General features: G+C 73.6%; 17 protein-coding genes. 9 read left to right on the top strand and 8 right to left on the bottom strand.

Annotated elements, in window-relative coordinates:
* The first annotated feature begins 34 nt into the window (after positions 1-34).
* Positions 35-4,708, top strand: coding sequence for a hypothetical protein (locus ACZ51I_RS24900; protein ID WP_468879716.1), 4,674 nt, complete (start codon positions 35-37; stop codon positions 4,706-4,708).
* A 97-nt stretch (positions 4,709-4,805) separates the two neighbouring features.
* Here the strand turns inward: ACZ51I_RS24900 and ACZ51I_RS24895 are convergent, their stop codons facing one another.
* Complete coding sequence (locus ACZ51I_RS24895; RefSeq protein ID WP_468879714.1) at positions 4,806-5,174, bottom strand: hypothetical protein; 369 nt, start codon at positions 5,172-5,174, stop codon at positions 4,806-4,808.
* 441 nt (positions 5,175-5,615) lie between these two features.
* On the opposite strand from ACZ51I_RS24895, the gene ACZ51I_RS24890 reads away from it, so the two are divergent.
* Genes ACZ51I_RS24890 through ACZ51I_RS24875 form a run of 4 tightly spaced genes read left to right on the top strand, consistent with a single transcriptional unit; the run spans position 5,616 to position 10,014 of the window.
* Positions 5,616-8,573 carry a sensor histidine kinase gene (locus tag ACZ51I_RS24890; protein WP_468879712.1) on the top strand — a complete coding sequence of 986 codons (2,958 nt, stop codon included), beginning with the start codon at positions 5,616-5,618 and terminating at the stop codon, positions 8,571-8,573.
* Positions 8,570-9,013, top strand: a complete 444-nt coding sequence (locus ACZ51I_RS24885; RefSeq protein ID WP_468879709.1) for a roadblock/LC7 domain-containing protein — start codon at positions 8,570-8,572, stop codon at positions 9,011-9,013. The genes ACZ51I_RS24890 and ACZ51I_RS24885 overlap by 4 nt, the downstream gene beginning before the upstream one ends.
* 10 nt (positions 9,014-9,023) lie before the next feature.
* Positions 9,024-9,428 (top strand): DUF742 domain-containing protein, encoded by a 405-nt coding sequence (locus ACZ51I_RS24880; protein WP_468879707.1) that lies wholly within the window; start codon positions 9,024-9,026, stop codon positions 9,426-9,428.
* Positions 9,409-10,014 (top strand): GTP-binding protein, encoded by a 606-nt coding sequence (locus tag ACZ51I_RS24875; RefSeq protein WP_468879705.1) that lies wholly within the window; start codon positions 9,409-9,411, stop codon positions 10,012-10,014. Before ACZ51I_RS24880 ends, ACZ51I_RS24875 begins: the two co-directional genes overlap by 20 nt.
* Positions 10,015-10,026: 12 nt before the next feature.
* On the opposite strand, the gene ACZ51I_RS24870 is transcribed toward ACZ51I_RS24875, so the two are convergent.
* The 3 genes from ACZ51I_RS24870 to ACZ51I_RS24860 all read right to left on the bottom strand — a co-directional run bounded on the left by ACZ51I_RS24870 (position 10,027) and on the right by ACZ51I_RS24860 (position 12,571).
* Positions 10,027-11,214, bottom strand: coding sequence for a lipid-transfer protein (locus ACZ51I_RS24870; RefSeq protein WP_468879702.1), 1,188 nt, complete (start codon positions 11,212-11,214; stop codon positions 10,027-10,029).
* Positions 11,211-11,684 carry a Zn-ribbon domain-containing OB-fold protein gene (locus ACZ51I_RS24865; protein ID WP_468879700.1) on the bottom strand — a complete coding sequence of 158 codons (474 nt, stop codon included), beginning with the start codon at positions 11,682-11,684 and terminating at the stop codon, positions 11,211-11,213. Before ACZ51I_RS24865 ends, ACZ51I_RS24870 begins: the two co-directional genes overlap by 4 nt.
* 65 nt (positions 11,685-11,749) lie before the next feature.
* Positions 11,750-12,571, bottom strand: a complete 822-nt coding sequence (locus ACZ51I_RS24860) for a M15 family metallopeptidase (protein WP_468879698.1) — start codon at positions 12,569-12,571, stop codon at positions 11,750-11,752.
* On the opposite strand from ACZ51I_RS24860, the gene ACZ51I_RS24855 reads away from it, so the two are divergent.
* Positions 12,570-13,139 (top strand): NUDIX domain-containing protein, encoded by a 570-nt coding sequence (locus ACZ51I_RS24855; protein WP_468879696.1) that lies wholly within the window; start codon positions 12,570-12,572, stop codon positions 13,137-13,139. The two genes, ACZ51I_RS24860 and ACZ51I_RS24855, sit on opposite strands and share 2 nt — an antisense overlap.
* A 175-nt stretch (positions 13,140-13,314) precedes the next feature.
* Here ACZ51I_RS24855 and ACZ51I_RS24850 read toward each other — a convergent pair whose 3' ends face one another.
* On the bottom strand, positions 13,315-15,768 hold the full coding sequence (locus ACZ51I_RS24850; RefSeq protein ID WP_468879694.1) for a glycoside hydrolase family 31 protein: 2,454 nt from the start codon (positions 15,766-15,768) through the stop codon (positions 13,315-13,317).
* Positions 15,769-15,982: 214 nt separating this feature from the next.
* On the opposite strand from ACZ51I_RS24850, the gene ACZ51I_RS24845 reads away from it, so the two are divergent.
* On the top strand, positions 15,983-17,956 hold the full coding sequence (locus tag ACZ51I_RS24845) for an acetoacetate--CoA ligase (protein ID WP_468879691.1): 1,974 nt from the start codon (positions 15,983-15,985) through the stop codon (positions 17,954-17,956).
* A gap of 165 nt (positions 17,957-18,121) precedes the next feature.
* Here the strand turns inward: ACZ51I_RS24845 and ACZ51I_RS24840 are convergent, their stop codons facing one another.
* Complete coding sequence (locus ACZ51I_RS24840; RefSeq protein WP_468879688.1) at positions 18,122-19,441, bottom strand: aminotransferase class I/II-fold pyridoxal phosphate-dependent enzyme; 1,320 nt, start codon at positions 19,439-19,441, stop codon at positions 18,122-18,124.
* Between the two features lie 45 nt (positions 19,442-19,486).
* On the opposite strand from ACZ51I_RS24840, the gene ACZ51I_RS24835 reads away from it, so the two are divergent.
* Positions 19,487-20,767, top strand: coding sequence for an MFS transporter (locus ACZ51I_RS24835; protein WP_468879685.1), 1,281 nt, complete (start codon positions 19,487-19,489; stop codon positions 20,765-20,767).
* 23 nt (positions 20,768-20,790) lie between these two features.
* Entirely contained in the window at positions 20,791-21,681 is an 891-nt protein-coding gene (locus ACZ51I_RS24830) for a hypothetical protein (protein ID WP_468879682.1), read from the top strand.
* A 69-nt stretch (positions 21,682-21,750) separates the two neighbouring features.
* Here the strand turns inward: ACZ51I_RS24830 and ptsP are convergent, their stop codons facing one another.
* Entirely contained in the window at positions 21,751-23,421 is a 1,671-nt protein-coding gene (gene ptsP / locus ACZ51I_RS24825) for a phosphoenolpyruvate--protein phosphotransferase (protein WP_468879680.1), read from the bottom strand.
* 80 nt (positions 23,422-23,501) lie between these two features.
* Positions 23,502-23,951, bottom strand: coding sequence for a PTS sugar transporter subunit IIA (locus ACZ51I_RS24820; protein ID WP_468879677.1), 450 nt, complete (start codon positions 23,949-23,951; stop codon positions 23,502-23,504).
* Positions 23,952-24,454 lie beyond the last annotated feature (503 nt).

Below are 24,454 nucleotides of genomic sequence, written 5' to 3'. Positions count from 1 at the left end.
TTTCTGAGCACGACGAGCACGAGAGTCCCTCGCCATGTACGAGCTGTCCCGGGTCCGCCTCTACTCCATCGGCCCCGCCGGTGCGCGCTACGCCGACACCGTCCTGGACCTGCGTGGAGTCGGCGCGCCCGTGCCCCACCCCGCCCCCACCCAGGCGGAGTTCTTCGAGGAGGAGCCGGTCGGCCCGCCGCGCCGCCCCGCCCCGGCGGGCGTGCTCTTCCTGGAGAACGGCGGCGGCAAGTCCGTCCTCCTCAAGCTGATCTTCTCGGTCATGCTCCCCGGTCACCGCAACACCCTGGGCGGCGCCAGCTCCGGCGTGCTGCGCAAGTTCCTCCTCGCCGACGACTGCGGCCACGTGGCCCTGGAGTGGCAGCACACCCTCACCGGCGAACTCGTCGTCGTCGGCAAGGCCAGCGAGTGGCGCGGCCGCCAGGTCTCCAACGACCCGCGGAAGTTCGCCGAGGCCTGGTACTCCTTCCGCCCCGGACCCGGCCTCAGCCTGGACAACCTCCCCGTCGCCGAGGCGACCTCGGTCCGCCCGCCCGTCGAGGGCGCCTCCGGTGCGACCGGCCGCCGCCGCACCATGAAGGGCTTCCGCGACGCGCTCACCGAGGCCGGAAAGGCCTACCCGCACCTGGAGGTGGTCTGGGAGGAGATCCACGACCGCTGGAACGAGCACCTGGGCGAGCTCGGTCTCGACCCCGAACTCTTCCGCTACCAGCGCGAGATGAACGCCGACGAGGGCGAGGCCGCCGGCCTCTTCGCGGTCAAGAAGGACTCCGACTTCACCGACCTGCTGCTGCGCGCCGTCACCGACACCCGCGACACCGACGGCCTCGCGGACCTCGTCGGCGGCTTCGGCAACAAGCTCGGCCGCCGCGCCGAACTGACCGCCGAGCGCGACTTCACCGCCGGTTCCGTCGACCTCCTCGGCCGGATCGTCGAGGCCGCCGGAACCCGTGCCCACGCGCGCGAGGTCCACGCGGGCGCCGAGCGCCGCACCCGCACGCTCGCCCGGCGGCTCTCCGCCCGCGCCGCCGAGGAGCGCGGCCGCGCCGCCGAACTCGCCCGGCGGGTCACCGAGGCCGGGCACACCGTCGCCGAGGCCGAGACCGCCCGCGGCCGCAGCTCCCTCATCGCCGCCGAACTCGCCTACCGGCACGCCTCCCTGGCCCTGACCGCCGCCGAGAAGGGCGCCGCCGCCCAGCGCCGCGAACTCACCGACGCCCGCACCCTGCACGCCGCCTGGCAGGCGACCGAGACGGTCCTGCGCCACCGGGCCGCGAGCGACCGCTCCGCGCGCGTGGCCGCCGCCATCCGCGAGGCCGAGCGCGACGCGGCCCCCGCCCTGGCCGCCCGCGCCGAGGCCGCCGCCGATCTCGTACGGGCCCTGGCCGCCGCCGCCGAGGAGGGCGAGCGCCACGCGGCCGAGGAGGAGGAACGCTCCACCGCCCTCCAGGACGCGGGCGAGACCGCCCACCGCGACGCCACCGCCGCCGCCACCGAGGCCCAGCGGGCCCGCAGCGAGGCCGGCCACCTGCGCCAGCGGCTCGCCGAGGTCGAGCAGGAGACCGCCGAGGCCGTACGGGCCGGCTGGCTCGACGACACCGCGCCGGACGCCGACCCGGCCCGCGCCGCCCTCGCCGCGAGCGACGCCGAGAAGACGACCGTCGCCGCCTGGGACACGGCCCGCGAGGCCGCCCGCACCGCGGCCGAACGCGCGCGTGCGGCCGCCGGAGCCGAGGCCCGCGCCGAACTCGCCGCCGCCCGCGCCGCGGACGCCGCCGAGGCCGCCGGGAACGCCTACGACGCGGAGCGCCGCGCCGCCGAGGCCCTCGCCTCCGAGGAGCGTCTCGCCGAACTCCTCAGCCTGCCGTCCTCCGGCTCCCCGCTCCCCGGCCAGCGCGCCGCCGCCGCTCCCGGAGGCGACCGCGAGGACGTGCCGGCGGAGGACACCGGGTCCGCGCCGCAGGGCCCGCTCACCGTCACCGAGTTCGACCGGTACGCCGACGAGCTGCGCGGGCTGCTCGACCAGGCCGTCGCCTCCGCCGAGCGCCAGCTCTTCGAACTGCGCACCGCCGCCGCCGACGACTCCCGCATCCTCGGCGCCCTCGGCGACGGCGGCCTGCTGCCGCCCGGCCCCGACGTCCTCGCCACCGTCGAGTACCTCGGCGAGCACGGCATCCCCGCCCTCCCCGGCTGGCGCTACCTCGCCCAGGCCGTGGACCCCGCCGACCACGCCCGCGTCCTCGCCGCCCGCCCCGAACTCGTCGACGGCGTCGTGATCACCGACCCCGTCTCGTACGGACGGGCCCGCGAGGTCCTCGGCTCGGCCGCCCTGCTGCCCCGCTCCGCCGTCGCCGTCGGCACCGCCGCCGCCCTGCTCGCCCCCGTACCGGCGCAGCGGTCGGGGGAGGACACCGGCGTCTTCCTCGTACCGCCGAACCCGGCCATGCACGACGAGCACGCGGCCGACGAGGAGCGGCACGCGCTGCGCGCCCGCGCGACCGCCCGCGACGAGGAGATCCGCACCCTCGCCGCCCGCCTCGCCGGCGACCGCGCCCTCGCCTCCCGGATCGGCGCCTGGCGAGCCGACTGCCCGTCCGGGATGCTCGCCGAGCTCGCCGCCGTCGCGACGACCGCCCGCGAGACCGCCGAAGCGGCGGCCGCCGCCCTAGAAGAGGCCCGCACGGCCCGTACGGAGGCCGACGAGGCCGCCGCCGAAGCCGCCCAGCTCCGCGACGAGCGCCAAGAGGCCGCCCAGCGGGCCCGCCGGGTCGCCGACGCGCTCGCCGGACTGGCGTTCCGGCTGCGTGAGCGGTCCGCCTGGCAGGCCAAGCTCCGCGAACTCGCCGACGACGCCGCCGAGGCCGAGGCCCGCGCCCAGACCTGCCTGGAGCGCGCCCGCGCCGCCGACGAGGACCGCCGCGCCGCCCAGCGCGCCGCCGACGACGCCCACCGCACCGCGCGCGCCCTGCGGGCCGAGCGCGCCGAGATCGCCGGCGCCCCCGACACCCTCCCCGAGGAGGACCCGACCGCGCCCCGCACCGCGCTCCCCACCCTCCGCGAGGCCTACCGGGCAGCGTCCCAGCTGTACGAGAAGGTCGGCGTCGGCGCCGACCTGCGCGCCGAGCAGGCCCGCGCCGAGAGCGACGAGTCCGCGGCCCTCGCCGAGCTCGACCGCCTCACCAACAAGGTCCGCGCCCGCGCCGAACAGCTCCTGGAGTCCACCGACGGCGCCGACGGTCCCTCCCGGCAGGCGGCCGCCGCCCGCGCCGAGGCCCTGGTGCAGATGCTGGAGACCCGCGCCTCGGAGGCGAGCGAGAAGCTCGGCCGCCTCCGCGGCGAGGCCGAGCGCCTGGCCCCCGAGGACGGGGAGGCGCACACCGAACTGCCCGAGGAGCTGGTCCCCGCCGACGCCGAGCGGGCCCAGGCCCTGCTCCGTACCGCCACGGCCGAACTCGCCTCCCGCAGCGACGCCCTGGACGCGGCGCGCGCCGCCCACACCGGACTGCTCCGGGACCACCGGGCGGCCGAGGACGCGGCGGGCGGCTTCGACGAGACGGCGGCGCTGCTGCGTGACCTGCTCCGCGACCACACGGACGAGGAGCGGGAGGAGACCGAGCCGTACCCGGGCACCCTGGAGGAGGCACGGACGACGGCCGCCGAGGCGCGCCGCGCCCTGCGTGCCTGCACCGCAGAGCTGTCCGCCGCCGACGCCGCCGTGCGCGAGGCGAGCGACATCCTCGTCCGGCACGCCAACTCCACCCGCTACGAGCAGGTCCGCACCCCCGCCCGCCAGCAGATCCGTGAACTGCCGGCGTCCGCCCTGCCGGAGCACGCCGCCAAGTGGGCCGAGGCCTTCGCGCCCCGGCTGAGGGTCCTGACGGACGAGCTGGAGCAGCTGGAGCGCAACCGGGACTCGATCGTCGACCGGCTGCGCGGCCTCGTGGAGTCCTCGCTCGCGACGCTCCGTTCCGCCCAGCGGCTCTCCCGTCTTCCCGAGGGACTCGGCGAGTGGTCGGGCCAGGAGTTCCTGCGGATCCGCTTCGAGGAGCCCGACCAGGCCACGCTCGCCGAGCGGCTCGGCGAGGTCGTCGACGAGGCGACCCGCGCCGCCGTCAGGAAGAACTCCGACCTGCGGCGCGACGGCATGTCCCTGCTCCTCAGGGGCGTTCAGGCGGCGCTCGAACCCAAGGGCGTTTCGGTCGAGATCCTCAAGCCGGACGCGGTGCTGCGCGCGGAGCGGGTCCCCGTCGGGCAGATGGGCGACGTCTTCTCCGGCGGGCAGCTGCTCACCGCCGCCATCGCCCTGTACTGCACGATGGCCGCGCTCCGCTCCAACGACCGGGGTCGCGACAAGCACCGGCACGCGGGCACGCTGTTCCTCGACAACCCGATCGGCCGCGCCAACGCCACGTACCTCCTGGAGCTCCAGCGGGCCGTGTCGGACGCGCTGGGCGTCCAGCTGCTCTACACGACGGGCCTGTTCGACACGACCGCGCTCGCCGAGTTCCCGCTGGTGATCCGGCTGCGCAACGACGCGGACCTGCGCGCCGGGCTGAAGTACATCAGCGTGGAGGAGCACCTGCGCCCCGGGCTGCCGCAGCCGGCCTCGGAGGGGGAGACGATCCACGGCGAGATCACGGCGACGCGGATGTTCCGCCGCCACCTGTCCGACGAGCCCGTGCCGACGGACCAGGCGTAGTCTCCGGCCCGCCGGTCGTCCGACGGCAGGGGCTTCCTGCGACGGCGAGCGGCCCGGCCCCCTCAGGGGGACCGGGCCGCTCGGCTTCCGCTCGTGTTCAGGCCGCCTCGGGCAGCGGTGACGTCTCCGCCCGGTCCTCGTCGCGCCGCGCCCGGATCGGCGGACGGGCCGTGCTGCTCGGCTCCGAGACCACGCCGTTGCGCTGGTGCCACACCTGACGGGTGATCCAGACGTCGAGGACGCTCCAGGTGGCCACGACGGTCGAGGCCACCGCCGTGACGGTCATCGGAAACGCAAGCCACGCGCCCGCGAGCGTACAGAAGAAGGCCACCACGGCCTGGATGAGTGTCACCGACGTGATGATCACGGCCCGCACGGCGGCGTTGCGCACCGGATCGGGCATCCGCCGTCGGCCCCGTTCGTCCTCCACCCACAACTGCCGCGCCGACCGCGCCTCGTGTTCCATTGTCCCGTCACTCCCCACCACTGAACGACTACAGGGTCGGCTGCCCGTCTTGAGCCCGTTTACACGGACAGAACCCTCCCCGTACGTAATGACGCGCGAGAGAGGGAAAAGGTTTCGCCCCACGTAAGGATGATCGCGATGCGTGGACCGGGGCGCGGAACGAACAGTTCCAGCCATCTGTGCAGGCCGGAGAAATGGCACGCCATCAGGTGTCCTACGCCACACCGCCCCAGCCCAACTCCCGTAATACCGGGACATCTCATGATCAGCACTCACTCGACAGGCTGAAAATAGCTCGGACGCACCTTCGGAATGGCCTTGATGCAGTAGTAGGCTCGCGCCGCCGTTTGTTGAAATTCAAGGTTGACGCCGCGTGTTGACACCGGACGTCACGAACGTGAAGGACCTCCGTGGCGCGCGGGGGCCGAGCTGGGGGAGGCCATGCGCTTTCGCGGGAAGTCCATCCGCAGGAAGATCGTGGCGTTGCTGCTCGTACCGCTCGTGTCCCTCACCGGACTGTGGGGTTTCGCCACGGTCCTGACGGGCCGCGAGGCCGACCAGCTCCTCGACGTCGGCTACATCGTCGACAAGGTCGGCTACCCCCTGGAGGACACCGCCCGGGTCATCCAGATCGAACGCCGCCAGGCGCTCGTCTACCTGGCCGACCCCCGGGGCTCCGACGCCCTCCCCTCCCTGCGCGAGACCCGCCGCGCCACCGACCGGCAGATCGCCCGCATCCGCGCCAACGCCGCCGACCCCGGCGTCCGCGAGGAGATGCGGCCCGTCACCGCCCAGCGGCTCACCTCCCTCCTCGACGCGCTCGACGGCCTCGCCTCGCTGCGCCGCTCCGTCGAGAACCGCGGCATCGGCCGCATGCAGGCCCTCGAGTACTACAACCGGCTCGTCGACCCCTGCTACAGCTTCCTCGTCACCCTCCACGCCCTCGAGAACGTGGAGATGGACAAGCAGGGACGCGCCCTCGTCGGCATCACGCGCGCGCGGGAGCTGCTCTCCCGCGAGGACGCCCTCGTCCTCTCCGCGCTCGTCGCGGACCGCGTCACCTCCGAAGAGATCCGCGCGATATCCGACCTCATCGCCAACCGCGAGCAGTTCTACGAGGTCAACCTCGAACTCCTGCCCGCCGCCGAGCGCGAACGCTTCGAGAAGTACTGGCACAGCCCCGACACCCAGCCGCTGCGCACCGCCGAGAGCGCCGTCATCGACGAGGGCCCCACCGACAGCCCGCGCGCCGTCACCGCCGAGCGGTGGCAGGACCAGGCGAGCCCCGTCCTCGACGACCTCGCCCGCGAGAACACCGCCGCCGGCGACCGCTACCAGGACCGCGTCCGGCCCGCCGCGTACAGCGTCCTCCTCAAGGTCGGCATCGCCGGCGTCCTCGGCTTCCTCGCCCTGCTCGCCTCGATCGTCATCTCCGTCCGCATCGGCCGCCGGCTCGTCCGCGACCTGCGCCGCCTGCAGAAGGAGGCCCAGGAGGTCTCCGGCGTCCGGCTGCCCAGCGTCATGCGCCGCCTCGCCGCCGGCGAGCAGGTCGACGTCGGCACCGAGGTGCCCCATCTGCGGTACGGGGAGGACGAGGTCGGCCAGGTCGGCCAGGCCCTCAACACCCTCCAGCGCGCCGCCGTCGAGGCCGCCGTCAAGCAGGCGGAACTGCGCCGCGGCGTCTCCGAGGTGTTCGTCAACCTCGCCCGCCGCAACCAGGTCCTGCTCCACCGTCAGCTGACCCTCCTCGACACCATGGAGCGGCGCACGGAGGACACCGACGAGCTGGCCGACCTCTTCCGCCTCGACCACCTCACCACCCGTATGCGCCGGCACGCCGAGGGCCTCGTCATCCTGTCCGGCGCCGCCCCCTCCCGCCAGTGGCGCAAGCCCGTCCAGCTCATGGACGTGGTCCGCGCCGCCGTCGCCGAGGTCGAGGACTACGAGCGGATCGAGGTGCGCCGGCTGCCCCGCCTCGGCGTGGGCGGCCCCGCCGTCGCCGACCTAACCCACCTCATCGCCGAACTCCTCGAGAACGCCACGGTGTACTCGCCCCCGCACACCGCCGTCCAGGTCCTCGGCGAACGCGTCGCCAACGGCTTCACCCTGGAGATCCACGACCGCGGCCTCGGCATGAACCCCGACGCCCTGCTCGACGCCAACCTCCGGCTCGCCGAGACCCCCGAGTTCGAGCTCTCGGACACCGACCGGCTCGGCCTCTTCGTCGTCAGCCGGCTCGCCCAGCGCCAGAACGTCCGGGTCTCGCTCCAGCCCTCCCCGTACGGAGGGACCACCGCGGTCGTGTTCATCCCGGCCGCTCTGCTCACCGAGGCGCCGGAGACCCAGGGAGCCGGCTTCCGGCTCGACCGCAAGACCCTGGAGCGCCCGGGGCGGACGGACGACGCGTCCGCCGGCGGCGGCGCCCTGCCCACCCGCAGGGCCGCTCTCACGAAGGTCCCCGACGTGACCGAGGGACCCGGACCGCTGGACGGCCCGGTGGAGCTGGAGGCGCCGCTCGGCACCGAGGACTTCGACGTCCTGCTCGACCGGTCCGCGGACCTCCTCGACAGCGACAGCGAGCGCGGCGGCCTCTTCCGGCCCCGCGACCGGCGCCGCACCGGACTCGCGCCGGCCGGCGAGCAGCACGAGCAGGCCCCGGACCGGACGCCGGGGCTCGCCGGGCCGGACGCGCCCGCCGACGGCACCCTCCACGGTCCCGCGCGGCTGCCGCGCCGCCGCACCCCGACGCTCGTCGTGGACCACGGCCGCCGCCTCGACGAACCGGACGGCGCCCACGCGCAGCCCGACCGCGCGCATCCCCAACCGGGCCGTACCCACGCCCAGGCGGACGCCGCCCCGCCGCAGCAGGACCGCGCGCGTCCGCGGGAACACCGGTCGGGACTCCCGCAGGCCGACCGGAGGGGCCCCCTGCCGGCCGCCGGACCCACGCTCGTCCCCGTACGCCCGGAGACCCCAGCACGGCCGGGGGCTCCGGTAAGGCCAGAAGGTCTCGTACGCCCGGACGCCCCGGTACGCCCTGAGGGGCTCGTACGGCCGGAAGCCTCCGGACGCCGCGAGGCGCCCGCACCCCCCGACGGCCCGGTGCCGCCGGAGGACGCGGACGCGTTCGGCGGTCTGCCCCGCCGTGTCCGTCAGGCCAGTCTCGCGCCGCAGCTGCGCGAGACCGAGGGTCCGGCCCGGGGGGCGGGAACCCGCGCCGACGGCCGTACGGGCACGGGAGCGCCGTCCGACGGGCCCGACTCCTTCGAGCGCGACGCCGAGGAGGTACGCGCCCGCATGGCCGCGATGCAGCGTGGCTGGCAGCGCGGCCGGCGGGACACCACAGAGCCGGACGAACCGACAGCACCAGGAACCACACCCGAGGGGGACGGTCGATGACCGCACCGAACGCCGCAGCACCCAGCACGACCTCCGGACACGGAAACGGCGAGCTGAACTGGCTCCTCGACGAGCTCGTCCAGCGCGTCGGGTCCATCCGGAAGGCCCTGGTGCTCTCCAGCGACGGACTCCCCACCGGTGCCTCCCAGGACCTGACCCGGGAGGACGGCGAGCACCTGGCCGCCGTGGCCTCCGGTTTCCACAGCCTCGCCAAGGGCGTCGGGCGCCACTTCGAGGCGGGCAAGGTCCGCCAGACGGTCGTCGAGCTGGAGGACGCCTTCCTCTTCGTCACGGCCGCCGGTGACGGCAGCTGCCTGGCGGTGCTCGCGGACGCCGACTCGGACGTCGGCCAGGTCGCCTACGAGATGACGCTGATGGTGAAGCGGGTCGGGGCGCACCTCACGACGGCTCCCCGGGCCGGTCTGCCCTCGGGAGGGTGAGTGGGTCGACATGAGTGACGCAGCCGAGCGGACCTCCGGCCGCCACCACTGGTTCGACGACGAGGCCGGGCCGGTGGTCCGTCCGTACGCGATGACCCGCGGCCGGACGAGCGCCGCCGGCCGCCACCGTCTCGACCTGATCGCGGTGGTCGTTCCCGAGCCCGCCGCCGACGACCCCGGCCGGGACCAGACGCTCTCCCCGGAACACGTGGAGATCGTCGAACGCTGCTTCGAGCAGCCCCAGTCGATCGCCGAGCTCGCCGCCGGACTCGACCTCCCCGTCGGGGTGGTCCGGGTCCTCGTCGGTGACCTCGCCGAGGACGAACTCGTCCGTGTGACCCGCCCCGTTCCGCCGGCCGAGCTGCCGGACGTGAGCATCCTTCGCGAGGTGATCAATGGCCTTCGGGCGCTCTAGCCGCAAGAAGCCCTTCGTCGAACCGGTGACCCTGAAGATCCTCGTCGCGGGCGGGTTCGGGGTCGGCAAGACGACGCTGGTGGGCGCGGTCAGCGAGATCAGACCCCTGCGGACCGAGGAGATCCTCAGCGAGGCGGGGCGGCCCGTCGACGACCTGCACGGCGTCGAGACCAAGACGACCACCACGGTCGCCATGGACTTCGGCCGGATCACCCTCCGCGAGGACCTCGTCCTCTACCTCTTCGGTACGCCGGGGCAGGACCGTTTCTGGTTCCTGTGGGACGAGCTGGCCCAGGGGGCCCTGGGCGCGATCGTCCTCGCGGACACCCGCCGCCTTGAGGACAGCTTCGCGGCCATCGACTACTTCGAGCGGCGCGGCATCCCGTTCACGGTGGCCGTCAACTGCTTCGAGGGCGCCCGCAGGTTCCCGGCGGAGACCGTGCGCGGCGCGCTCGACCTGGACCCCGAGGTGGAGCTGCTGATGTGCGACGCCCGGGACCGCGAGTCCGTGAAGGAGGTCCTCGTGGCGGTCGTCCAGCACGCTCTCGTCCTCGCGGACCGCAGCCCCGCCGCCGTCACGACCTGACGGGCGGGAGCCTCAGCGCACCGCCACCACCGCCGAACCGTGTCCGAACAGGCCCTGGTTCGCGGTGATCCCGACCCGCGCCCCCGGCACCTGCCGGTCGCCCGCCGTACCGCGCAGCTGCCAGGTCAGCTCGCAGACCTGGGCGATCGCCTGGGCGGGCACCGCCTCTCCGAAGGAGCCGAGGCCGCCGCTGGTGTTGACGGGCAGGCGGCCGCCGAGGGCCGTGGCGCCGTCCCTCAGCAGCTTCGCGCCCTCACCCTGCGGGCAGAGCCCGATGTCCTCGTACCACTCCAGCTCCAGGGCGGTGGACAGGTCGTACACCTCCGCGAGGGACAGGTCCTCGGGTCCGATCCCCGCCTCCTCGTAGGCGGCGCCGGCGATCGAGGCGCGGAAGGTGTGCGGAGCGGGGGAGACGGTCGCCGCCGAGTCGGTCGCGATGTCGGGGAGGTCGAGCACCGCCTTGGGGTACGTGGGGGAGACGGTGGACACCGCCCGGACCCGGACCGGGTCGGCGTGCCCGTGGCGGCGGGCGAACTCCATGCTGGACAGCACGAGCGCGGCGCCTCCGTCCGAGGTGGCGCAGATGTCGAGGAGCCGGAGCGGATCGGCGACGACCGGCGAGGCCGCGACCTCTTCGGCGGTCACGCGCGCGCGGTAGCGGGCCAGGGGGTTGAGGGCGCCGGCCGCCGCGTTCTTCACCTTCACCTGGGCGAAGTCCTCGGCCGTGTCCCCGTACAGCTCCATCCTGCGGCGCGCGTAGAGCGCGAAGTACGCCGGGTTGGTCGCCCCGAGCACCCGGAACCGCAGCCAGTCCGGGTCGCCGGGCCGCTCGCCGCCGGCCGGGGCGAGAAAACCCTTCGGTGTCGCGTCCGCGCCGACGACCAGGACCACGTCCGCGAGACCGGCCAGGATCTGGGCGCGTGCGGTCCCGATGGCCTGGGCGCCCGAGGCGCAGGCGGCGTACACGCTGGTGACCCGCGCCCCCTGCCAGCCGAGGGCCTGGGCGAAGGTCGCTCCGGCCACGTAGCCCGGGTATCCGCACCGCATGGTGTCCGCGCCGACGACCGAGCCGACGTCGGACCATGCGAGACCGGCGTCGGCGAGCGCGGCGCGGGCGGCGGCCGTCCCGTACGCGACGAAGCTCCGGCCCCATTTGCCCCAGGGGTGCATCCCGGCCCCGAGCACGGCGATGTCGTTCACGACCGGTCCTCCCGCTCCGCGTGGGCGACCGGCCGCCAGTTCCAGGTGGTCCAGATGTGCCGCTCGTCCTCGTTCAGGACACCGGGCACCACCTCGACCTCCGTTCCGACGGCGAGGTCGTCCGTCGTCACGCCGGGCGCCGCCTGCCCGAGGACCACCATCGCCTCGGCCGCGAGCTCGACCGCGACGAGGACGTACGGCTTCCAGGGCGCGTCCGGGTCGGAGACGTACGGGGCGGGCGGGCGGTACCGGCCGTCGGTGTACGACCAGACCCGGCCGCGCGGCGAGAGCGGGACCTCGGCCAACTCGCCGGCGCCCGGACACAGGGGGTTGCGGCACCCGTCGGCCTCGCGCGGGAAGAAGACCGACGCGCAGGCCGTGCAGCGGGTGCCGAGCAGCCGGAACTCCGCCTCCGGCACGGTGTCGTCGGTGAACCACCCGGCCACCACCGGTCTGCGCGTCCGTGCCATCGGGACCTCCCGTGATCTGACGAAGCGTCAGAAGTGTGGCACGGGAGACCGGCAGTGAGAAGGGCTCAGTGTCCGGCCACCGACCTCCGTGCCACCGGGAAGTCGAAGAACGTGCCGGGGAACGGCTCCGGCTTGAAGGTGAAGTGCCACCACTCCTCGGGCAGGTTCACGAACCCCTGCTCGGCGAGGGCGCCCTTGAGCAGCTGCCGGTTGGCCCGCTGAACCCCCTGGATCCGCGGGTCGTCGGTGTGCGAGCGCGTGTCGAAGCAGTCGTACCCGGTCCCCATGTCCACCGAGTTGTCCGGGAACCGCTCCGCCCGGGGCGCCCAGCACTCCACCAGCTCCTCGCCCGGGACGTACGCGCGCGTGGGCACCGCCGGCAGCCGCACGATCGTGAGATCCACCGTCGAACCCCGGCTGTGCCCGGACTTCTCCGCGATGTAACCGTCCGCGAAGAGCCTCGACTTGTCGACGAGCGGATAGAACTCCTTCTTCATCCGCTCGTCCTCCAGGTCCTTCGCCCAGCGCACGAAGTGGTCCACGGCCCGCTGCGGCCGGTAGCAGTCGTACACCTTCAGCGTGTAGCCCCGCGCGAGCAGCCGGAGCTGCGCGCGGTGCAGCGCCTCGGCCGCGGGGCGGGTCAGGATGCACAGCGGCTGCCGGTAGCCGTCCACCGGCTCGCCGACGAAGTTGTGCTCCGTCGTGTAGCGCATCTCCTGGAGGATCGTCCGGTCCACCGAGCTCAGGGCCACGAACTCCCGCGGCGCCTTCGGTTCCGGGGCGGCCGAGGCTGGGGGAGCGGGCGCGACGACGGCACCGGCGACGGCGAGCAGCCCGGCCGCGGCCGTGAGGGCGAGGGTACGGAGGGCGGTTGCGAGTCCAGTCATGCGCCCCGTCTATCAGTTCCGGCAGCGCCGGGAAAGGGCGATCGCATACGGTCGGGCCGTGAAGGACTCCCGTGACTCCCACTGCTCGTCGTGCGGCGCGGCCCACCCGGCCGGCGCCGGCTGGCCCCGCACCTGCCCGGCCTGCGGGCACACCGCCTACCGCAACCCGCTGCCCGTCGCCGTCGCCCTCCTCCCCGTCTCCGACGCGACGGGAACGGGCCTGGTCGTCATCACCCGCACCATCGAACCCGCGCGGGGCGGGCTCGCGCTCCCCGGCGGCTTCATCGACCACGGCGAGGACTGGCGCGCCGCCGTCGCGCGCGAACTCCGGGAGGAGACCGGCATCGAGGCGACCTCCGAGGATGTCCGTCTCGCCGACGCGATGAGCTCCCCCGCCGGCCACCTCCTCCTCTTCGGCCTCCTCCCCGCCCGTCCGGCCGCCCAACTCCCTCCGTCTGTCCCCACGGACGAGACGAGCGGCCACGAGGTCCTCAGGGCCCCGGCGGAACTGGCCTTCCCGCTCCACACGGAGGCGGTACGGAAGTGGTTCGGGGGCGCTTACGGCTGAGGGGCCTGGGGGAGGGGGAGGGGAGGGGAGGGGGGATCCAATCTCCAATATTCGGCTACGGGATATTGGATCCGACTATTGGATATTGGATCCGGCTACGGGATATTGGATCCGAATATTGGATATTGGATCCGAATATTGGATGCCGGATCCGTCTACGGGACATTGGATCCGACTACTGGATAGTGGATCCGACTATTGGATCCACCCCACCCACCCCCCGCACCACCACCGGCAGCCCCGCCTCCGCCACCCCGTCGTCCGTGACGCGCTCCACCACCACCCGTCCGTCCACCAGCCGCGACTGGTACCGCTCGATCGCGGCAGGATCCCAGCCGTCCCCGCTGTCCCGCACGACGAGCCCGCCACCCGTCCGCCCCGCGGCCGGAGCCCACACCTCCAGGACGAGCGCGTCCCCCTCACCGCGCACGGGGAGCACCGCCCCGGCCCGCGCCAGGACCGGCGCCCGGGAGAGCGGCGCGTCGAGCAGCACCTGCCCCGGACCCTCGTACGCCCGCCCCGTGGCCGTGTCGTACCAGCGTCCGCGCGGCAGCCGCACCGCCCGCCGGTCCGCGCCCCGCGTCAGGACCGGCGCCACCAGCAGCGCGTCGCCGAGGAGGAACGCGTCCTCGCAGTCGCGCAGCGCCCGGTCCTCGGGCGATCCCCACCACACCGGACGGACGTACGGCGCGCCCGTCATCCGCGCCAGCCGGGCCAAGGTCGTGAAGTACGGCCGCAGCCGCTCCCGCTCGGTCAGCGCCACGCGCGCGTGCTCCAGGACCTCCGGGCCGAACTCCCACGGTTCGCGCCGCCCCGCGCCGATCGCCGCGTGCGTACGGAAGAGAGGAAGCCACGCGCCCAGCTGGTACCAGCGCAGGAACAGCTCCGGGGACGGACTGCCGTCGAAACCGCCCACGTCCGGCCCCGAGTACGGCACCCCGCACAGCCCCAGGCCCAGGACGAGGGAGAGCGAGGCCCGCAGCCCCGGCCACCCCGTGGACACGTCGCCGGACCACGTGCCCCCGTACCGCTGCATGCCCGCCCAGCCGGAGCGCGAGAACAGGAACGGCCGCTCCTGGGGCCGCAGCCGGCGCAGCCCCTCGTACCCGGCCCGGGCCATCGCGAGTCCGTACACGTTGTGCGCCTCCCGGTGGTCGCCGCCCCGCCCCTCCAGCGCGTGCCGCGCCGAACGGGGCAGGGTCGGGTCGCCGAAGGGGACGAAGGACACCGGCTCGTTCATGTCGTGCCACACCCCGGCGAAGCCCTGCCGGAGCCGCTCCTCGTACAGGCCGCCCCACCACTCCCGTACCGCCGGATCGGTGAAGTCCGGATAGGCGCACTCGCCGGGCCACACCACCCCGCGTATCTCCTGACCCCGGGAGTCCTTGACGAAGACGTCCGCCGCCGACCCGCTGTCGTAGAGCGGATCGCCCGGTTCCGCCTTCACCGCCGGGTCCACGATCGACACCAGGCGCACGCCCTGCTCCCGCAGCTCCTCCGCGAGCCCCGGCAGATCGGGGAACCGCTCCCGGTCGACCGTGAACACCCGGTGCTCGTCGTAGTGGTCGATGTCCAGGTGTACGGCGGACAGCGGCAGCCCCCGCGCCCGGTACCCGGCCACCACGCGCCGCACCTCCCGTGCGCTGCCGAAGCCCCAGCGCGCGTGCTGCGGCCCGAGCGCCCAGGACGGCGGCAGCGCGGGCGCGCCCGTCAGCGCCGCCCAGCCGTGCAGCACGCGCGCGGGGGTGCCGACGACCACCCAGCAGCGCAGCGGCCCGCCGCTCATCCGCACCTCACTGGTCCCCGGCCGGTCATGTCCCGACCCGGCCCCCTCCTCGCCCTCGGCCAGGGTGACCAGGCCGTCCCAGGAGTTGTCGTGGAAGACCAGGTGCGTTCCGGCGTCCGAGACCACGAACTGGACGGGCATCGTCAGGTAGAGCGGATCGTCCCCGGGGCCGAATCGGCCCTTGGGGTCGGTGTTCCACAGCCGGTACGAGCCGTCCCGCAGGCGCGGCCCTCCCGACCGCCCGCCGAGACCGAAGAACCGGGCGTCGGCCGGCACCTCGCTGCGCTGCACCCAGCGCGCGGCGCCCGCCGCCACCGCCCCCGCCGCCACCGCCCCCGCTCCGTCACCTTCGACCGCCTCCGGGGCCGGCATCCCGCCCGCCACGGGCTCCCACCAGCGCGGCGGCAGGTCCCGGCGGAGCAGCACCCCGCCCGGCGTCCGGAGCTCCACCGCCCCGTGCCGGGAGACCGCCACCGTCACCCGCTCCGACACGATCCGCCATCCGCCGTCGGTGTCCGGTTCGAGGGAGGCCCGCGGGTCCGCGTCGGGTGCCTCACCGGTCAGGGCGTACGAGGGGAGCGGTCCGGCCCCGTCCCACCCCCAGAACACCGTGCCGCCCGACGCCACACAGATCCGGAGCGAGGACCGGGCGAACCGGACGGTCCCCCCGCCCGGAGCCGCCTCCGCCCCCACCGCGAGCCCCGGCACCCTGGCCCGCTCCGCGCCCCTGGGCGGCAGCCCCCGCGCGTCGGTACGGCGCTGCCGCCACGCCGACCGCACCGCCCGCCAGCCCTGCACCGAACCGAACACCTTCACCGAACGCACCAGTTCACGACCGTCCATGCAGCTCACCCTGCCACCGCCCGGACTCCGAACAGGCTCCGTTCAGCTGCCGTTCACCCGTGGTGGGAGCACATGTTCAACTGCCTGACCATGGGCGGGCAGACCTGGTGCGAACGACGATCACATGGCATCGTCCTGTCAGCCGCGTCACGCGCACACCCCAGCACGTGCGCGGGACACACGCAGACCCGCGTACAGCCAGGGAGCAGCCCCCATGACATCAGCAGCGCCGACCGAGCCCCTCTGGCAGCCGGACGAGGAACGCATCGCCACGGCCGCCGTCACCCGCTTCCAGGCCTGGGCCGCCGAGCACCACGGCGCCCCGGCCGAGGGAGGGTACCCGGCGCTCCACCGCTGGTCGGTCGAGGAACTCGAAGCCTTCTGGCAGGCCGTCGTCGAGTGGTTCGACCTCCGCTTCTCGACCCCGTACGAGCGGGTCCTCGGTGACCGCTCCATGCCCGGCGCCGACTGGTTCCCCGGCGCCACCCTCAACTACGCCGAGCACGCTCTGCGCGCCGCCGACGAGCGCCCCCATGACACGGCCCTGCTCCATGTGGACGAAACACATGAGCCCACGCCGACCACCTGGGGCGAGCTCCGCCGTCAGGTCGCCTCCCTCGCCGCCGAACTGCGTGCCCTCGGCGTGAACCCCGGCGACCGCGTCAGCGGCTACCTGCCCAACGTCCCGCAGGCCGTCGTCGCGCTCCTCGCCACGGCCGCGGTCGGCGCCGTGTGGACCTCCTGCGCCCCGGACTTCGGCGCCCGCAGCGTCCTCGACCGCTTCCAGCAGGTCGAGCCGGTCGTCCTCTTCACCGTCGACGGCTACCGCTACGGCGGCAAGGAGCACGACCGCCGCGACACCGTCGCCGAGCTGCGCGCCGAGCTTCCCACCCTCCGCGCCGTCGTCCACGTCCCCCTCCTCGGCACCCCGGCCCCCGAAGGCACGCTCGACTGGTCCGACCTGGTCGCCGCCGACGTCGAGCCGGTCTACGACCAGGTGCCGTTCGCGCACCCGCTGTGGATCCTGTACTCCTCCGGCACCACCGGCCTGCCGAAGGCGATCGTCCAGTCGCAGGGCGGCATCCTCGTCGAGCACGTCAAGCAGCTGGGGCTGCACTGCGACCTCGGCCCCGAGGACGTGTTCTTCTGGTACACCTCCACCGGCTGGATGATGTGGAACTTCCTCGTCTCCGGCCTCCTCACCGGCACGACCGTCGTCCTGTACGACGGCAGCCCCGGCTACCCCGACACCGCGGCCCAGTGGCGGGTCGCCGAACGCACCCGCGCCACGCTCTACGGCACCTCCGCCGCGTACGTGATGGCCTGCGCCAAGGCGGACGTCCACCCCGGCCGGGACTTCGACCTGTCCGCCGTGAAGTGCGTGGCCACCACCGGCTCCCCGCTCCCGCCCGACGGCTTCCGCTGGCTCCACGACGAGGTCCGCGAGAACCTGTGGATCGCCTCCGTCAGCGGCGGCACCGACGTCTGCTCCTGCTTCGCGGGCGCCGTCCCCACGCTGCCCGTCCACATCGGCGAGCTCCAGGCGGCGGGCCTCGGCACCGACCTCCAGTCCTGGGACCCCTCCGGGAAGCCCCTGATCGGCGAGGTCGGTGAACTCGTCGTCACCAACCCCATGCCGTCCATGCCGATCCACTTCTGGAACGACCCCGACGGCAGCCGCTACCGCGACAGCTACTTCGAGATGTTCCCCGGCGTCTGGCGCCACGGCGACTGGATCACGATCACCGACCACGGTTCGGTCGTCATCCACGGCCGCTCCGACTCCACTCTGAACCGCCAGGGCGTCCGGATGGGGAGCGCCGACATCTATGAGGCCGTCGAACGCCTCCCCGAGATCCGGGAGTCGCTGGTCATCGGCCTGGAGGAACCGGACGGCGGATACTGGATGCCGCTCTTCGTGCACCTCGTGGAGGGCGTCACCCTGGACGAGGAGCTGATCGACCGCATCAAGCGGACGATCCGCAGCGAACTCTCCCCGCGCCACGTCCCCGACGAGATCATCGAGGTCCCGGGGGTGCCGCACACCCTCACGGGCAAGCGCATCGAGGTCCCGGTCAAGCGCCTCCTCCAGGGCACCCCCCTGGCCAAGGCCGTCAACGCCGGCTCGGTCGACGACCTCGGTCTCCTCCACTTCTACGAGACCCTCGCGGCCGACCGCCGGGGCTGAGCACGCGCACGGGGCCCGCCGATCCGACCGGATCAGCGGGCCCCCGGTGCTTCCGGTCGGTCCTTCGCCAGCCCCCGAGCGCCGGCGCCCACCACGCACACCTTCAGGGCCGACGCCTTCCCGGAGCGCCCGCGCGTCACGGACAGAGCAGCCGGAACGCGCACCTCATCCGCCGTACGTCGCCTGCGCGTCCCCCAGCACCTCGGCGAAGTCCGCCGCCAGCCGCGAGGCTTCCCCGGGAGGGAGCGCCGCCGTCGTGATCCGTACGGCCGGCGGGGCCGCGATCCGGAACCGGGCCCCCGCGGCGACCCACCACCCCTGCGTCCGCAGTCCGTTCACCACCGCGGACTCGTCCCGCACGGGCACCCACACGTTCAGACCACTGGCCCCGACCGCGCGGATCCGGTACGCGCCGAGCGCGCCGATCAGCGCCGTGCGCCGCTCCGCGTACGCCTCCTCGCCCGCCGCCACCAGATCCCGTACCGCGTCGTCGGCGAGAAGGCCCGCCACCGTCTCCTGCAGGACGTGGCTGACCCAGCCCGAGGTCATCAGCATCCGCCCGTCGTGCCGCGCCAGTGTCACCGCGTCGCAGGAGACGCCGGCCCAGCGCAGGTCGATGCCGAGGTGTTTCGACACGGTCCGCACCTGCGCCCACCGGTCGAGCCCCGCCGCCGCCAGGGTGTACGCCGCGGCTCCACCGACCTCCGCGTTGTGATCGTCCTCGACGACGAGCACCTCGGGGAACTCCCTTAGCACCGCCACCAGTTCATCCCTGCGTGCCCGCGTGAAGAACGCCCCCGTCGGGCACTGGCCCCGCGGGCTGCACACCACCGCCCGGACCCCGCCCCGCAGGGCGGCCCGCAGCGACTCCGGCACGAGCCCCTCACCGTCCACCGCGACCGGGACGAGCCGCAACCCCAACGCGGGCACCAGGTCGAGGAGATGGTGGAAGCCGGGGTCCTCCACCGCCACGGCGTCCCCGGGCCGCAGCTCCGTCGAAAGGAGCCGCGCGATGCAGTCGAGGGCGCCGTGCGCGAACGTCACGTGCTCCGCCGGCACCCCGTCGCGCTCGAACCACGCCCTGGTCAGTGCCTCCAGGTGCGCGAGCCGCGGGGCGGCGCGATGGGACCCGTACACCGGGGCGACGGTCGCCGGGGGCCGCAGTACGGGGAGAAACGCCGGGTCCGGATGTCCACCGGCCAGGTCCACCAGGCCGGCGGGCACGCGCGGCGGACGCCGGGAGGCCACCGAGGGCACCTCCGCCACCACGGTGCCGCCCCGCCCCCGAGTGACGACCAGGCCCCGCTGCCGCAACTCCTTGTAGGCCGTGGCGACGGTCCCCGGACTCACCCCCAGCTCGTCGGCGAGCCGCCGCACCGGCGGCAGGGCGTCGCCCGGGGTGAGCCCGCCCTCGGACACGCCCCGCTCCACGGACGCGGCAATCCCCTTGGCCGTCGCCCCCTCGATCGCATATTGTGCTGTCACGTAATCAAGTATGTATCAATACAAAGCAGTTGGCAAGGGGGACCCATGAGCCACACCGACCGACCCGCCCGCCCGCCCCTCAAGGACCGCGTCCCAGGCGGCCCCGACGGCCGCCGCATGCTCCTCATCGGCTTCATCGACAAGTGCGGCACCGGACTCTGGTCCACGGCCATGGCCCTCTACTTCACCTACGTCACCGGCCTCGGCATCGGCCAGGTCGGCCTCCTCATCGCCCTCTCCGGCGCCGCGGGCATCGCCGGCGCCCCCCTCGGCGGCCGCCTCGCCGACCGCTTCCCCCTCGTCCGCGTCATCATCTGCACCCAACTCCTCCGCGCCGCCGCCCTCCTCGCCCTCCTCACCACCGACAACTACGCGCTGCTCGTCCTCTTCTCCGCCGCCGGCGCCCTGCCCGACCGCGCCACCAACGTCCTCACCAAGCTCTACGCCGCCCGCGTCGCCGGCCCCGACCGCATCCGCTACCAGGCCATCAACCGCACCACCTCCAACCTCGGCTGGACCCTCGGCGGCCTCGGCGCCGCCGCCGCGCTCGCCATCGGCTCCACCACCGCCTTCCACCTCCTGCTCGTGGGCGACGCCCTGTCCTACCTCGTGATGGCCGCCCTCACCCTCCGCTGCGCCGAACCCCCCGTCCCCTCACGCGTCGCCGCCACCTCCACCGACCCCGCCCCCACCACCAGGCCCTCCAGCCCCTGGCGCGACCGCGGCTTCCTCGCCTTCACCACCGGCGACGCCGTCTTCTTCCTCCACGACTCGATCCTCCAGGTCGCCCTGCCGCTCTGGATCGTGCACGCCACCGACGCCCCCGTCGGACTCGCGCCGCTCCTGATGGTGGTCAACAGCGCCCTCGTCGTGCTCTTCCAGGTCCCGCTCTCCCGCTTCGGCGCCACCACCGACGCCGCCCGCCGCCTGCTGCGCCCCCTGGCCGGCCTCTTCGCCGTCGGCACCCTCGCCCTCGCGGTCTCCGCCATGGGAGGCCGCACCCTCGCCATCACCGCCCTGGTCACGGCAGCCGTCGTCCTCACCTTCGCCGAGATGATCCACACCATCGCCTCCTGGGAGATCTCCGTCGCCCTCGCCCCCGACGACGCCCAGGGCGCCTACCTCGGAGTGCACGGCCTCGCCCAGTCCACCCAGCGCTTCGCGGGCCCCCTCCTCATGACCGGCCTCGTCTCCGCCGGCCCCCTGGCCTGGCCCGTCCTCGGCGCCACCCTGGTCGCCACCGCCGCCGCCCAGAACCGTCTCGTCCGCCGACGCCTCACCGAACCGTCACTGTCAGTGCCGAAGGTTACGGTGAGTGAGCACTGATCGGAGCGTCACCAGGGGGAGACATGACAGGCACCCGCACCACTTCCGCACACCTCCGCCGCGCCCTGCGCCGCGAGGTCCCCAGCACCGTCGGACTCCTCGCCGACGAACAGGACTTCGCCGCCATGCGCCAGTACCGGACCTTCGCCTTCGACGACCACACCACCTACCTGCGGCAGGTCGAGGCCCTCCTCAGGACCCTCGCCACCCAGGGCGGCCACACCACCGTCACCCTCTTCGACCCCGAGGAGTACGCGGCCTGGTGCGCCGAGACCGGCACCGACCCGGACCGGCCGGCCAGCCGCAGCCACTTCACCGCCCACCTCGCCGCCACCGGCGCACGCGTCACCTACACCGGCCAGCCCCTCACCACCCTCCTCCCCGAGCTCATCGACACCGCCGTCCGCCAGGCCACCTGGGAGTACGCCACCACCGTCCTCGCCACCGCCGGAGACTGCGCCGACTGCGGCAAGGACATCGGCAAGGCCGCGTACGAGCGGGCGGCCCGTCTGCTCGTACGACTCCTCGAAGCAGCTGGCCCCGGCACCCACCACCTCGTCTGCAGCGTCCACGCCGCCGACGACCAGCTCCTCGCCGTCCTCCACACACACGGCATCACACCTCCCGACGACGCCACCGCCCCGGAGTTCACCGCCGTACTCGCCACCGGCATCGCCCTCGCGGCACCCGGCGGGGTCGTCCTGCGCACCACCACCCCCGACGCCCCCGACCGGCTTCACGGCTGGCGCCTCACCGACGGCACCCTGACCCCCCTCACCGAGGCCGAGGTCTTCTCCGCCTACTGCACCGACGCCCGCACCGGCGAACCCCTCTCCCCGGAACCGGGCGTCGACTACCGCGCAGGCCACCACCTCGCCCCCGACCCGGACGACGACTGGACCACCTACCACTGACCCCGACACGACGAAGGGGCTCCCCGCCACCACGTGACGGAAAGCCCCTTCGACGAGCACCTCAGGGGATCACTCCCCGGACAGCACCGCCTGCGCGGCGAGCCGCGCCTCGTGCGCCGTGTCCGCGGCCCGCGCCGCGGCCGCGGCCCGCTCGCACTGCGCCAGCGTGTACTTCGCGAGCGTCGCCCGCACATACGGAATCGACGCCGCGCCCATCGACAGGGAGGTGACACCCAGACCCGTCAGCACACACGCGAGCAGCGGATCCGAAGCGGCCTCGCCACAGACACCACAGCTCTTCCCCTCGGCCTTGGCCGCCTCGGCGGACAGCGCCACCAGGTCGAGCAGCGCCGGCTGCCACGGGTCCTGGAGCCGGGACACCGCGCCGACCTGACGGTCTGCCGCGAAGGTGTACTGCGCCAGGTCGTTGGTGCCGAGCGAAAGGAACTCGACCTCCTGGAGGATCGAGCGCGCCCGCAGCGCGGCCGAGGGGATCTCGACCATCGCGCCGAACTTCGCCCGAAGCCCCGCCTCACGGCACGCGTCGGCGAACGCCTTCGCGTCCGTACGGTCCGCCACCATCGGAGCCATGACCTCGAGGTACACCGGCAGCCCCTCGGCCGCCTTGGCCAGCGCGGTCAGCTGTGTCCGCAGCACCTCCGGGTGATCCAGCAGTGACCGCAGACCCCGCACACCGAGCGCCGGGTTCGGCTCGTCCACCGGCGTCAGGAAGTCCAGCGGCTTGTCGGCGCCCGCGTCGAGCACCCGCACGACCACACGGCCCTCGGGGAACGCCTCCAGCACCTTGCGGTACGCCTCGACCTGCTTCTCCTCGGACGGCGCCTTCTTGCTGTCGTCCAGGAAGAGGAACTCCGTACGGAACAGACCGACACCCTCGGCGCCGGCCTCCACCGCCGCCGGCACGTCCGCCGGACCGCCGACGTTCGCCAGCAGCGGCACCTTGTGCCCGTCGGAGGTCGCACCCGGACCACTGGAGGAGGCCAGAGCGGCCTTGCGCTCGGCGGCCGCCTTCGTCAGCTCCGCCTTCTTCTCCTCGCTCGGCTCCACGAAGATCTCACCGGTGGAACCGTCCACCGCGATGAGCGTTCCCTCGGCCAGCTCACCCGCGCCCGGCAGCGCCACGATGGCCGGCACCCCCAGCGCCCGCGCGAGGATCGCGCTGTGGCTGGTCGGCCCGCCCTCCTCCGTCACGAACCCGAGCACCAGCGTCGGGTCGAGCAGCGCCGTGTCGGCCGGCGCCAGGTCGCGCGCGATCAGCACGTACGGCTCGTCGCTGTCCGGCACGCCCGGCATCGGCACACCGAGCAGCCGCGCGACGATCCGGTTCCGCACGTCGTCCAGGTCCGCGACCCGGCCCGCCATGTACTCGCCGGCACCCGCGAGCAGCTCGCGGTAGTGCGAGAAGGCGTCGTAGATACCGCGCTCGGCCGTGCTGCCGACCGCGATCCGGCGGTCGACGTCGGCGATGAGCTCCGGGTCCTGGGCGATCATCGCCTGGGCCTCCAGCACCGCCTGCGCCTCACCACCGGCCAGATTGCCCCGGGCGATCAGGTCCGCGGCCACAGCCTCCACGGCCTGACGGGCGCGCCCCTGTTCGCGCTCCGCCTCGTCCGCGGGAATCTGCTTGGCCGGCGGCTCCAGCACCGCTGTACCCATGTGCCGGACCTCGCCGATCGCCACTCCGTGGCTGACGCCGACGCCTCGCAGCGTTGTCTCCATCTCACCCGTCTCCGATTGAGCGACGGCCTCGGCCGCCGCGTTGAATGTCGAACTCGCGGTCGTCACGAGGACGTACCGGCTCAGCTCCAGCCGAAGAGCTGGTCGCCGGCCTTCACGTCGCCGTCCTCGACGACTCCGGAGAGCGAGTCCGCGGTGGCCTCCAGGGCCACGACGGGGCAGATGGCGGACTTGCCGGCGGCCTCGACCGCGGCGGGGTCCCAGCGCACGACGGCCTGTCCGCGCTGCACGGTGTCGCCCTTGCTGACGAGCAGCTCGAAGCCCTGCCCGTTGAGCTGGACGGTGTCGATGCCGAGGTGGGTGAGCACACCGTGCCCTTCGTCGTCGACGACGACGAAGGCGTGCGGATGCATGGAGACGACGACCCCGCTGATGGGGGAGACGGCCTCCGAAGGCTCACGTACGGGATCGATGGCGGTACCGGGACCGACCATCGCACCGGAGAAGACCGGGTCGGGAACTGCGGCGAGACCGATGGCGCGTCCGGCAAGCGGCGACGTCACGGTTGTCATGGGAAGCCTCCCAGGGGCGGAGATCGTGTGGCGCCGTCACTACCTGTCCTGGACGGCGTACTGTTCTGAAGCGTATGTCATAGGAAGTCCCGGTTCCGCACGAGACGTACCCGTTGGTCGGAGCTAGGGACTACCGGAAACGATTTGCCTCTACTGACGGTGGGATGTACTGTCGTACTCCTGCCTGACCCCAACGCGGCCTTGTGCCGCGGGTCGGCAGCACCAATCAAGCCAGATCCTAACCCCAGTGGTCTACACCTCTGCGTCCTCGCAGAGGGTGTGGTCTGAGGGGCCGGGAAAGCCTGGTAATGTTCAACCCCGCTGGGAACGGAAAGCGCGAATAGCGAATTCCTGCTCCAGCAGCCCGCTCCAGCGGGTGGCAGAAACGAAAATCGGATCTGCTAAGCTGGAAACGAAGGAAGCGCCCGGAGGGCCTGGAAACAGGAACGAAGGAAGCGTCCGCACCTTGAGAACTCAACAGCGTGCCAAAAATCAACGCCAGA

The organism is Streptomyces sp. NPDC034084, from assembly GCF_055575535.1.
This window is presented reverse-complemented; position numbering and strand designations above follow the sequence as displayed.